The 12,188-nt window shown below is 68.6% G+C and carries 10 protein-coding genes; 5 read left to right on the top strand and 5 right to left on the bottom strand.

Annotated elements, in window-relative coordinates:
- Nucleotides 1-85: 85 nt before the first annotated feature.
- The 5 genes from ABT158_RS46980 to ABT158_RS46960 form a co-directional block, all read right to left on the bottom strand.
- Nucleotides 86-745 carry a Hint domain-containing protein gene (locus tag ABT158_RS46980; RefSeq protein WP_352365267.1) on the bottom strand — a complete coding sequence of 220 codons (660 nt, stop codon included), beginning with the start codon at nt 743-745 and terminating at the stop codon, nt 86-88.
- 441 nt (nt 746-1,186) lie between these two features.
- Entirely contained in the window at nt 1,187-2,203 is a 1,017-nt protein-coding gene (speB, locus tag ABT158_RS46975) for an agmatinase (protein WP_352365265.1), read from the bottom strand.
- Nucleotides 2,172-3,143, bottom strand: coding sequence for a LysR family transcriptional regulator (locus ABT158_RS46970; RefSeq protein ID WP_352365263.1), 972 nt, complete (start codon nt 3,141-3,143; stop codon nt 2,172-2,174). Before ABT158_RS46970 ends, speB begins: the two co-directional genes overlap by 32 nt.
- Nucleotides 3,144-3,352: 209 nt before the next feature.
- The gene (locus ABT158_RS46965; RefSeq protein ID WP_352365261.1) at nt 3,353-4,633 is read right to left on the bottom strand and encodes a M14 family zinc carboxypeptidase; all 1,281 of its coding nucleotides are present in this window, start codon (nt 4,631-4,633) and stop codon (nt 3,353-3,355) included.
- Between the two features lie 2 nt (nt 4,634-4,635).
- Complete coding sequence (locus ABT158_RS46960; RefSeq protein WP_352365259.1) at nt 4,636-6,291, bottom strand: ABC transporter substrate-binding protein; 1,656 nt, start codon at nt 6,289-6,291, stop codon at nt 4,636-4,638.
- Nucleotides 6,292-6,395: 104 nt separating this feature from the next.
- Between ABT158_RS46960 and ABT158_RS46955 the strand changes: the two genes are divergently transcribed.
- The 5 genes from ABT158_RS46955 to ABT158_RS46935 all read left to right on the top strand — a co-directional run bounded on the left by ABT158_RS46955 (nt 6,396) and on the right by ABT158_RS46935 (nt 12,049).
- Nucleotides 6,396-7,019, top strand: coding sequence for a TetR/AcrR family transcriptional regulator (locus tag ABT158_RS46955; RefSeq protein WP_352365257.1), 624 nt, complete (start codon nt 6,396-6,398; stop codon nt 7,017-7,019).
- Complete coding sequence (locus ABT158_RS46950) at nt 7,016-7,963, top strand: ABC transporter permease (protein WP_352365255.1); 948 nt, start codon at nt 7,016-7,018, stop codon at nt 7,961-7,963. Before ABT158_RS46955 ends, ABT158_RS46950 begins: the two co-directional genes overlap by 4 nt.
- On the top strand, nt 7,960-8,835 hold the full coding sequence (locus tag ABT158_RS46945; protein WP_352365253.1) for an ABC transporter permease: 876 nt from the start codon (nt 7,960-7,962) through the stop codon (nt 8,833-8,835). The genes ABT158_RS46950 and ABT158_RS46945 overlap by 4 nt, the downstream gene beginning before the upstream one ends.
- Entirely contained in the window at nt 8,832-10,640 is a 1,809-nt protein-coding gene (locus tag ABT158_RS46940) for a dipeptide ABC transporter ATP-binding protein (protein WP_352365251.1), read from the top strand. The genes ABT158_RS46945 and ABT158_RS46940 overlap by 4 nt, the downstream gene beginning before the upstream one ends.
- Nucleotides 10,641-10,903: 263 nt before the next feature.
- Entirely contained in the window at nt 10,904-12,049 is a 1,146-nt protein-coding gene (locus ABT158_RS46935) for a serine hydrolase domain-containing protein (protein ID WP_352365249.1), read from the top strand.
- Nucleotides 12,050-12,188: the final 139 nt, after the last annotated feature.

Genomic DNA, 12,188 nt, shown 5'->3' with positions numbered 1-12,188 from the left:
CGTCCTCCAGGTCGATCTCCGTCGATGCCTGGATCACAGTACTCATCAGGGGTGTCCTCCATGATCAGGAGTTACACCGTTGTTCTTACAGTCCCGTCGCAACCACGTGACTGGCTTTGTTACCTGTGTGCCCGCCGACGGCGACCGTGATCTCGAGGAGGTTCTTCTCACCTTGCCCGCTGATCGTGGCGATCACGCGGCGCGGGCCTGTCTTGCCGGTCTCCGGGTCGGTGGCCTTGACCTTGTCACCGGGCTTGATCCCAGCGATAGCTTTGGTGGAGCCGTTAGCCATGAGTACCGCTTTGCCGGGTGTGAAGCTATTGGCCAGGCAGGCGGCGGCGCTCTTACTGGCGTTGCTCATGAGTCCGGAAGTGATCTTTCCGGTGAAGATGTCCGCTATTTCCTGGGTGGCTGCCTTCATCGCGGCCTGGCCGGCTTCTTTGACTCCTTCCTTCAGCGCCGCGGCGCCGGCCTTGAGGGCTGCTCCGCCAACAGACATGAGGCCGCCGGTCAGGGCGCCGATGCCGCCTTCGACGAGGGCGTCGAGCAGCATTTCGGAGGGCAGACCTCCTGCGGCGGGCATGGTGGTGGTGGCGACGCTGCCGTCGGTCTTGTAGCCGGTGGCGAACTGGTAGGTGCCTGCGAGCGCGCCCTCGGTCGCTGGGATGGTGATTTGGTGCCGAGTGAGCGGTAGGTGGCGTCGTAGCCGGTGACGGTGGTGGTGTAGGCGCTGCCGCCGGCCCACCGGGGGAGGAGGTGAGCTGGCCTTTGGCCAGGGTGTCGTAGGTCCATTCGGCCAGCTTGACGTCGCCTTCGCTGGCAGATGTCTTGCGATCGAGAGCGTCGTAGGCGTAGGTGCGGCCGCGGCCGTCAGTGGTCGACAGCACCGGCCGACGTCGTCGTAGACGGTGCTCAGCTTGCCTTTTGTCCGGGTCTCGCGATGTTGTTGTGCGTGCTGGCCGGGCGCCAGGGGTGGGGTGCCGGGACAGCAGGACCATGTGGGCCCTGGCATGGCAAGGCCGGAATCGACCCTGTGGCCGACGTTGCGCGGCCCCGCTTCACCGTGCCGGCCAGTCGGGGCACCGGCGTGGATCCAGTGCCGGACATCCTGGCGGCGGTTATGACGGCCAGGCATTTGATCGCGCTCTGCTGTCGGAGCGCTCGGCCTGCCGGGCGCCTTCGTGCTTCAGTAGCTGTCGAGCAACGGCTGGCTGCGATCCCATGGCTCGAGCCCGCCGTTCTTCTCTGCCTGCTGGCGGGCGAGACCGGACAGCGCTTCCAGCACGATCCGGCTGCCGAGCATGGCGGTGATGTCGGATTGATCGTGGCCAGGAGCGACCTCGACCACCTCGACACCGACGATGGGCAACTCGTAGGCAAGCCGTCGTACGGCGTCCAGCAGTTCGCGTGAGGTCAGTCCGCCGGGCTCGGGGGTTCCGGTGCCCGGGGCCATTCCAGGATCGACCACGTCGACGTCGATCGACAGATACACGCCCTCACAACCGTCGACGGCAATCTGCGAGGCCTCGTCGAGGCAGGTGTTCAGGCCACGCTCGACGACCTCGGTCATCTCGTAGGAGCGCATCCGCTGTTCGGCCATCCAGGTGAGCGTCTCGGGCCCGGGCCAGTAGCCGCGCAGCCCGATCTGCAGAAATCTGTCACCCCTGGCGGCACCGGACTCGATGAGGCGGCGCATCGGCTGCCCGTGGCCGATGAGCGAGCCGAAGGAACTGTCTCCGGTGTCGGCATGGGCGTCGAAATGCATGATCGAGACCCGGCCCCAGCCGACTGCGCGGGCGACGCCCGTGACGTTCGGCAGGGCGATGGAGTGATCACCGCCCAGGACGAGTGGAATCTTCCCGGCCGCCGAGACGATGTTCACGGCCCGCTCCAAGGCCGCGTGGGCACCGTGCGCGTCACCGCTGAACATCTCCACGTCTCCGGCGTCCTTGACCTTGAGGTCGAGCAGGCCGTCCACGCCCAGGGCCAGAGAGGGTCGGGTGCCGTCGTGCCCGAGGTAGCAGGCCTGGCGGATGGCGCCGGGACCGAATCGGGCGCCTGCCCGGTAGGAGGTGCCGCCGTCGTATGGGGCGCCCAGGATGACGACCTGGGCATCGCTCCAGGTTTCTGGCTCGTCGAGATCACAGGCAGGCACGCCGAGGAACGTGAGGTCAGGGCCGTACATGGCGCCGTAACGGGTCATGTCGCCCATCGTGGCAGTCAGGCGACACGGTCGGAATGCCCCGGTTCTCGGCAGCGGCTCCATAGTGGCTATGGAGCTGCGTACGAAGCCGTTCGACGAGGGGCGGCTGCGGGCCGGCAGGGGTGACGAACAGAACGCTGCGCGCGCCGATGTCCTGCGCCGTCTCCCGGGCGACGACGTCGTGTCCCTGCTCCAGCGCGAGCTCGGGCACCAACGCGACCGTGCCACCGGCGGCCACGAATCCGTGGATCACGCTGTAGTTGTCCGTACGAAGCACGATGCGGGGGCGGAAGCCGAGCAGTTGGCAGGTGGCGAAGAGTGTTTGGTCGCTCGGGTCGTAGCCGCCGGCGGAGATGATCCAGCCCTCCTCGGCGAACTGCCCGAGATCGACAGGCCCGGCGGGGGCGTACCCTACGGGCAGCAGCAGGCGGAAGGGATCGTCGAACAGCTTCTCCACGTGCAGATCCGATCCGTAGCGCGGTGTGACACCCGCGACGTCGTAGATCAGCGCGCAGTGCAGCGACCTGGACCTGACCCGCGTGAGCAGCTCAAGGGGCTCGGCCTCGGTCAGTTCGACCCGAACCCCGCTGCCCTCGGTCGCTCGCCGCAGCGGGCGTGGGAGGAGTTTCGTGGCGGCCGTGGTGAAGGCGCCGACACGCAGAGTGGCCAGGCCGTGGGCCAGACGGGCCTGCACATCCGACTCCACCACAGCGATCCGGTCGAGCACCCCGGCCGCGTGCTCCAGCACCATCGCGCCGATGTCGGTCAGGACGGCACCGGCAGGGCTCCGTTCGACCAGCCGCGCACCGAGGTGGGATTCCAGGGCCTCCAGGTGGTAGCTGATCGTGGGCTGGCCGAACCGGAGCTGCCGGGCCGCCCCCGCCAGGGAGCCGTTCACCGCGATGGCGCGCAGCACCTGGAGCTGACGCAGGTCGATCATACGGTCGGGGCACCGCCTCAAGCAGGGTGCGCCCTGAGCGATGACGAGGCGCACGGATCAGTTCCGCAGTCGGTCCAGTCTCCACGATCGGATGCGGTGCATCACGACGATGGTGCGGGCCACATGGCGGCCCACGGGGGCGGCTGTGCGACGAACACCATCGAAGGGCGCTCGTCCGGCGGTTCACCTGGAGCGATGCGGACGATCGCTCACAACAGGCTCGCAGTGGTCAGCGCCATGCCGACGTGCGCCCGGACGGCGGGTCCGAGTCCGACGAAGGTGAGTTCGCTCTCCTGCTCAGCCGATGCGGCCAGGGTGTTCGACACTTCGGCCAGGACGCCGGCGACCCCGGGAGTCAACGGCGACCTCTTCGACTCGTCTCGGAGAAACGCCGTCAGATGTCCCGTGCAGCGCAGGGTGTCGAGCAGCACGTCCTCGGCCACTGATCGTGCGTAGGCCAGGGTGCACGGCTGGTCGGCCGCCTCCAGGCAGGGCTCGGGACCGGCGTTCAGGGCACGCAGTTGCTCCAGCACCCCCCGGCCGCGAGGGGTGTCGAGGTCGTGGCGGGCCCGAACGGCGGCGACCCAGCCGGCCATGCGCACGGCCAGGCCGGCTCTGGCTGCCTGGGCGGCGTCGTGGACCTGGCGGAGGGTTTGATCGCTGAGAGCGTCGTCGGCCATGGCGGCATGGACCCACATCGGTGGCTCCTGGACGACGCCCACGGTGCCGTATGCCAGGGCGTACTCGGTGCTCGACAGCATGCCGCCCGCTGGATCCGAGATCTGGAAGAGCCCTCGGCCAAGGACGTGGACGTCGAGTTCGGGACGGCCCCCGTGAATGGGCAACCCCGTCGCCTCACCGGTCTCCCCAAGCCCTTCGACCAGGCCGGGCAGATCCTGGGTGACATACGCGAAGAGACCGCCGGCCTCGCCGTTGTGCATGGTGATCAGCAACGTCGGCCGCAAGTCGTCGATGACGGCGGCGACCGCCGCCGACTCGGGGATCGGGTCCAGGCCGGGCGGGTCGAGGTCGGGCCGGGAGAACGTCCACTCGTACTGCTCGGGGAACGGGGGGCGGTAGATGTGCTCGGCGTAGTGGCGGCGGGTGTAGGGGCCGGCGTACCAGCCGTAGTTGAGAGCGGCGCCGTCGGGGTCCACACACGGCACGAGATGCCAGACCAGGCCCAGTTCCCTTGCCAGCGACGGATCCTCGGCAAGAAGCTCGCCGAGGGCCAGGGCTCCCAGCGTGCCGGTGGGCTCGTTGGGGTGGGGCATGCCGGTGACCACGGCGTGCCGGTCACCGCCCGCGGCCTCTGCTCCCACGGACAGCATGGTGAGCGGCAGCCCGGCGCGAGAGGTGCCGATGACCTCGAGTGCCGTCGTCTTCGGGTGTCGCGCGTGGATCCGCCGCAGCCGATCTTCGATCTCGGGCAGGGTCGGGAAGTGGGAGGCGTCCGGAACCCGTTCGAGGTATCGCTTGAGTCGTTCCATGGTCAGCGTCCTCCGAGCGTCGTGAGCCAGGGCGAGTAGAGGCTGTAGGGGCTGGCGGAAGTCACGCCGCCGAGGCGGTTGTTGAGGAACATGGTGCCGAGGCCGTAGGCGATGGGAATCCACACCTTGTCGCGCGTGATGGCCTGCTGAGCCTGGACGACGAGCTGAGCGCGCTGCTCGGCGTCGGGGGTCGACCTGGCTTGGTCGAGAAGCGCGGCGACCTTCGGGTTGTCGTACCGGCCGAAGTCGGCGGCCGATCCCGGCGTTCCGATCTGCTGGTAGAGCTCAAGGGGGTCCGGGATGTCGGCGAACCAGTCGGTGATGAACGCGTCGACCTTGGCGCGGGCGTCGGCGCTGGAGAAGAGCGGGTAGAAGTCCGCGTCGGGCATCGACTTGATCGTGATGTCGAAGCCCGCCTGCTTGGAGTTGCTCTGGATGGCTTCGCCGACGCGCACGAGGTCGGCCGATCCGGACGGGACGGCGATCGTGATGGCCGGGTGGGGAGTCCCCGCCTGGGCGAGGAGTCGTTGGGCGGTGGCGATGTCCCGCCGGGGTTCGGGGAGCGCGTCGTATGCCTGCTGGAAGGTGGCGCTGGCGTAGCCGAACGCGCCGGGGGGCACGATGGCGCGCAGGGGCTTCGCGGTGGGGCCGAAGATCGTGGAGATGATGCCGGGGTAGTCGATGGAGTACGACAACGCCTCGCGCACCAGGGGGTTCGCCAACGGACCGGTGCCGGTGAGCCGGGTGGGCACCACAGCGGTCTGAGCGGTCGAAGGCCCGAGGTACATCTTCCCGCCGGCCGTGTTCATCAGCTTGAACAGGGCGGCGCCGCCCGGGACGGAGAAGGTCCCGTCCACGTCGCCGTTGGCGAGAGCGGAGGCGACGGTGCTGTCGTCGGCGATGAAGGTGAACTTCACCTGCCGGGCCAGGAGCGGTCGCCGGCCCGCGCCCCACCAGCGGTCGTTGGCGGCCAGCGTGATGCTGTCGCCCTTCTTCCATGACTCCACCGTGTACGGACCGGTGCACACGATGCCGCCCCGGGCGCTGCCGAACGCTGTTCCGGCCTTCTCGACGGCCGCCTTCCTGACGATCTGCCCCATCGGAGTGGCGAGCATCCCGGTGAAGATGGTGTCCGGCTGCTTCAGGGTGATCGTGACCGTGCGGGCGTCGGTGACGGTGACCTTCTCAAGGCGGGCGGCGAACTGGCTCCAGTAGGCCCCGGAGGCGGGGTCCGTCACCCGCTTGAGGCTGAAGGCGACGTCCTCGGCGGTCAGGGGATGTCCGTCGCTGAAGGAGACCCCCGGCCGCAGGTGCACGACGTAAGTGGTGGGGTCCGGTGTGCTGATCGACGTCGCCAGTCCCGGCTCCACGGAGCCATCGGGTGTGAAGGCCAGCAGCGATTCGCACACGTTGGAGCTCACCCACAGGTCGGCTCCGCTGAAGACCTTCGTGGGGTCGAGGCTGGCGGGCTCGCCGGGGAGGTTCCACGTGACCGACTCGACTCGTTCGGTGGCCGCGGGCGCGGCGGCCGGATGGTCTTGTGGCGCGGTTGTCGGCCTGTCGTCGTGTGCGCGCCCGCAACTGGCGAGAACCAGGACGGCGCCGACGACGGCTGCGACCGGTCCGGCCGGTCGGCGTCGACGAAGCGGATGGGACATCGTGTGCCTCCTGAGGACGAAGCAGGGGAAGGACCGACGAAGGTGTTGAACATTTGCACAAGAAAGTCTTGAACACAAGTACAACTTTGGGTTGAATGTCCGCCATGCCGACCCACTCGCACCCCAAGGGGGAGCAGACCCGTCGCCGCATCCTCGACGCGACTTTGCAGGTGATCGCGGACGCGGGCGTCCGTGCCGTCACCCATCGCAGCGTGGCCAGGCAGGCAGCAGCGGCACCTGGGCTGATCACCTACTACTTCTCCAGCACCGACGCGCTGATCGCGGGCGCCTTGGCCGATGTCGCCACTCAGGAGGCCGCGGCGTTCGCACGGCTGCGCGCCCAGGTGGAGGAGACGGGCGACGACCCGGCCGCACTGGTGGAACTGTTCGTCGCCGAGGTCATGAGCCGCGCGGGCGAACGGAAGGTGGCCGCGACCGCCACCCTCGCGCTGACCCTCGAACTGGCCGGACAACACTTCGACCGAAGTGCCTTCGAAGCATGGGAGGCGAGCGGGTTCGCGCTGTGCGACGCCACGGTCCGGGCGCTGGGCGGCGAGCCGGATCTCGACCTGGCCCTGTTCCTGTCGTCCATCCTCGACGGCCTGTTTCTGTCCGCCGTCATATCGCCGAACGCTCACTACCTGGAGAGCGCGACGCGGGCGGGCCTGACCCGCCTGTTCGACGGACTCAGGGTGCGGGAATCCGATCGGCGACAGGCCGGCTCATGACCAGATTCGTCCTGTCGCGCATCGGCATCTTCGTGGCCACGCTCTTCGCGGCGAGCCTGGCCGTGTTCGCCAGCATCCTGCTGGCGCCCGGCGACCCCGTCGACTTCCTCCTGGGCAACCGACCGTCCACACCGCCGCAGCGCGCCGCCCTGGCTGAGCAGTACCACCTCGCCCAGCCCTTCGCCGAGCGCTACGTCTCCTGGCTTCGCGGACTGCTCAGCGGCGACCTCGGCGAGTCCATTCAGCAGCACGCACCGGTCTCGGAACTGCTGCGCGCCGCAGCTCCGACGACGGCGCTGCTGGCGCTGATGACCTTCCTCATCGTGGTGGCGGTGGGGTTGCTGCTCGGCGGACTGGCCAAGCGCCGCTCCCGGCTGGTCGACGACGGCGTCTCGGCCCTGATGAGCGTCAGCATCGCCACCCCGGCGTTCGTCGCCGCCACCGTTCTGACCTCGGTGTTCGCCGTGGGGTTCGGCTGGTTCCCCGTCTTCGGCCAGGGCACGGGATGGGGTGATCGCCTCCATCATCTCGCGCTGCCGGCCATCGCGCTGTCGGTCAGTTGGTGGCCCGTGGTCGGCTCGGTCGTCCAGACGTCGATCCGCGAGGAGATGGGACGGGAGCACGTCGAAACGGCGTTCGGCCGCGGCCTTCCACGCCGGCACGTGTTCCGCAGGCACGTCCTTCGCAACTCCCTGGTTCCGATCGTGACCGCGGCAGGGCTGTCCCTGGCCGGCATGGTCGTCGGCACCGCCATCGTCGAGACGGCGTTCCAGCTCAACGGCCTCGGCGGGCTGCTGATCAGTTCGGTGACGCAGAAGGACTTCCCCGTCGCGCAGGCCATCGCGATGGTCCTGCTGGTGATGTTCGCGCTCACCAACCTGCTCGTCGATCTGCTCGCGGCCTTCCTCGACCCGCGCGTCCGCTCCAAGTGGAGTCCGTCATGACCTTGCTCAATCAGCTCACGCACCCGGACATGTCGGGCACGCGGCGGCGTGTTCCGCGCATCGCCGGACTGGACCTGCCTGGCCACATCGCCCTCGCGGGCGTCGTCCTGTTCGCCGTCCTGGCGCTCTTCGGGCCACTGCTCGCCCCGCACGACCCCAACGCGGTCGAACTGTCGCAGGCGTACTGGGGTCCGGACGCGAGTCACTGGCTCGGGTACGACGGACAGGGCCGCGACATCGTCTCCCGGCTCCTCGTCGGCGCTCGATCCAGCTTCCTCGGCCCGCTGTCCATCGTCGCCCTCGCCACCACCCTGGGAATGGCCGTAGCGGTGGTCGCGGCCTGGCGGGGCGGATGGGTCGACACTGTGCTGGCCGGCGTCCTGGACGCCACCATGTCCTTCCCCGGGCTGCTGCTCGCCGTCCTCGCCGCCGCCGTGCTCGGAACCGGCCCGCTCGCCCTGGTGATCGCCCTGGCGCTGGCTTATGTGCCCTACGTCGCCCGCGTCGTGCGATCGGCCGCACTGACCGAGATCGGCAAGGACTACGTCGACGCGCTCACCACGCAGGGATTCTCCGGGATGGCGATCTGCGCGGGTCATGTCGTCCCCAACGTCCTGCCGATGGTCATGGGCCAGGCCGCGCTCACCCTGGCCTGGGCGACCGTCGACCTGGCCGGGGTGTCCTACCTCGGGCTCGGCGTGCAGCCGCCCTCGGCCGACTGGGGGGTCATGGTGTCGACGGGGCAGGCCGGCGTCCTGGCCGGATATCCCGGCGAGTCGATCGCGTCCGGGGTCTGCCTGATCGCCGCGATCTGTTCCTTCTCCCTGGTGGGAAATCGTCTGCTGCGCCGAGCCGAGGAGTTGGCCGCATGACCCTGTTGACGATCCACGACCTGAACGTCAGTCTCACCGTCGGTGGACGGCGGCGCCCCGTCCTGCGCGACCTCAGCATCGAGGTGGCCGCGGGCGAGACGGTGGCCCTCGTCGGGGAGTCCGGCTCCGGCAAGTCGATGACCGCCCGGTCGATCGCCCGGCTGCTCCCTCGCCAGGCAACGGTGTCGGGCACGATCACGGTCGACGGCCAGGACGTGCTGCGCCTGGACGAGGCGGCCCTGCGCCGCTACCGCGCCACGAAGATCGCGATGATCCACCAGGACCCGCGCGTCCACATGAACCCCGTGCGGACCGTCGGGGACTTCCTGGTGGAGGGCCTGACCACCACCGGAGGGTTTCGCCGTGCCGCCGCCGAGTCCAAGATGGTCAAGCTCCTCGACGAGGTCGGCATTTCCGACGGCCGCAGACGACTGCGCCAGTATCCTCACGAGCTTTCGGGCGGACTGCTGCAACGCATCATGATCGCCGTGGCGCTCGCCGGAGATCCACACCTCGTGCTCGCCGACGAGCCGACCACGGCGCTGGACGTGTCGACCCAGTCCGAGGTGACGGCGCTCCTGGACGATCTGCGCCGGGATCGCGGCATGGCGATGTTGTTCATCACCCACGACCTCGAACTCGCAGCCGCCATCAGCGATCGCGTCGCGGTGATGTACGCCGGCGAGATCGTCGAGGTCGGCGCCAGCGATCGGCTGCTGAACGCGCCGAAGCACCCCTACTCTGCCGGTCTGCTGGGCGCTCGCCCCGACCTCGAGCGCGTGCTTCCCCGCTTGCGCGCCGTACCGGGACGACCGCTGGCGGCTTTCGAGGCTCCGCCAGGTTGTGCCTTCTCCGACCGGTGTGACTTCGCGATCGACCGGTGCACCCACGAGCATCCGACGCTTGACGTGACTTCCGGAACACCCGCACGATGCCTGAGAAGCGGCGAGATCACGCTCACGCCCACACTGAGCGCCGGTGCCCGGGAACGACCGGCCGCCTCCGGCGAAACCGTGCTCCGAGTCACCGGACTGTCGAAGGACTTCCACGGCCACCGAGCCGTCGACGACGTCTCCTTCTCACTCACCTCCGGCGGTTCGCTCGGGATCGTCGGCGAATCCGGATCAGGGAAGACGACGGTGGCCCGGATGCTGGTCGGGCTGACCACGCCCACCGCCGGAACGATCGCGGTCTGCGGCCGCGACCGCTCCTCACCGGCTGCACGGCTCCGCGAACGCCGGGATCGCGCTCGGGAACTGCAAATCGTGTTCCAGGACCCCTACTCCACGCTCGACCCGCGCCAATCCGCGCAAGCGTGCCTCGACGAGGTGCTGCGCCTCCACCGGCCCGAACTGGATCGGCGCGCACGTGCGGCAAGGATCCGTGAACTCGCCGACATGGTGGGGATCGACGAGCGGCAACAGCAGGCCTTCCCCCGCCGGCTGTCCGGGGGACAGCGACAGCGGATCTCCATCGCCCGAGCGCTGGCGGTGGAACCCAAGGTGCTGATACTCGACGAATCCGTCTCGGCGTTGGACGTGTCGATCCAGGCGCAGATCCTCAACCTGCTCGACGACATCCGGCACGCTACCGGGGTCAGCTACATCCTCATCAGCCATGACCTGGCTGTCGTCCGGCAGCTCACCGAGACCTGCGTCGTCATGCGCCAGGGCCGCATCGTCGAAAGCGGGCTCACAGCTGACGTGCTGGACGAACCCCAACATCCGTACACGCAAGCCCTGCGCACCAGCGTCCCCACGCCGGGCTGGAAGCCGACTCGCCGTCCTACGAACGCGAGCGCCTGAGTAGTAGCAGTACCTCGGTGCGCCCGTTGCCGCGTACTCGCTTTGCTCAGGCGCACCACGCACGCGGCTCACCGCACGCCGGCTGAACACTCCCTCTCCCGGCATTACAGGCAACGGGGCAGAGGGACGCGGGCCAGGCCCACTGCACTGCGCCACCGTTGTCTCTCACGTCATCCGCATGGAAGAAACCTTGGCGCTCCGGCCAACAGCAGCCGGGAAACCCGCCTCCACAATGACGCGTATCCCCCAGAGAAGGGCGTGCAATGATACGAGCACTCGTCCTGGCCTTCAGCCTCTTGGTCGCCTTCGCCCCGGCCGCCGGGGCGAAGGCCAAGATCGCCGACCCGGTATCGGCCGCACTGGACACCGCGTTCGCCAGGGCCTCCTCGAAGGTCGGCAACCCCGGCGTCCAAGCAGTCCTGCTGCGCAACGGCACCCCTGTCTGGTCGACCGTCTCCGGCAAGGCGATCAACAGCCCGACAACGCCCGTCACCAGCTCGACGATGTTCGCGTACGCCAGCTTCAGCAAGCTGGTGCTGGCCACCTACGCTCTGCACCAGGTCGAAACCGGCACGCTGTCCCTGGACAGCCCGATCTCGACCTACCTCGGCAACGACGTCCCCGGCTCCAACACGGTCACCCTGCGAATGCTGCTCCAGCACACCGCGGGCTACCCGGACATCTACGGCGCCCCCGAGACCGCCGACCTGTTCCTGCCCGGCGACCAGTACGACCCGAACCGGCCCTACACGTGGTCCATGCTGGCACCGGGAATCCACGCGCCAGTGGCGCCGGGCACGAAGTGGGAGTACTCCAACACCGGATTCATCATCATCGCCCACCTGCTCAGCAGGGTCTCCGGCGGAGACGCCGCACTGGCAAGCGGCATCCGCGCGTTCGTCCAGCAGACGGGGGCGACCAGCACGGAGTTGACCGCTGAGCGATCCGACAGCGCGTTCCTGCGCTTCGCCCACGGGTACACGGTCTACAACGGCAAGACCATCGACTACTTCACCCGCTACGGGGCCACCGGCATCCCCACCGATGTGTACGGTATGCCGTTCGGCGACGGGATGTTCGCCGGGACCGCGCTCGGCGCCGCCAAGCTCCTCGACGCGCTGTATGCCAGGAAACAGCTCCTGCTGCCTGCCACAGTCACGCAGATGATCAAGGTGACACCCCAGTCGGTCCAGGCCGGCGAGCCCTACGGGATGGGCACCTTGGCGACGAGCGTCTCCGGACGTAGCTGGCAGGGGCACTCAGGGCTGTACGGCGGTTTCACCTCCCTGGGCGGCACCGACATGACGAGAGGGGTCACCCTCATGGTCGTGACCAACCAGGAAGGCAAGGGAGCTGCCAGGACGATCTGGACCGACCTGGCGAAGGCCTACGCGTCGGCAACCTCCTGACGCACGAAGAGGGTACGGCTCGCGCTGACGCCGGCCGTACCCTCGTTTCGCTCTGGCCGGGGCGGCCTTCAGCCTGCGAGGCTCGAAAATAGGATCTGCCCATTCGGGGGTGGTGTCAGTTGTGCGCCTGCCGGCATGC

Source organism: Nonomuraea sp. NPDC001636, from assembly GCF_040298265.1.
GTDB lineage: Bacteria > Actinomycetota > Actinomycetes > Streptosporangiales > Streptosporangiaceae > Nonomuraea.
The sequence above is the reverse complement of the archived record's forward strand: the minus strand, read 5'-3'. Positions and strand labels throughout refer to the sequence as shown.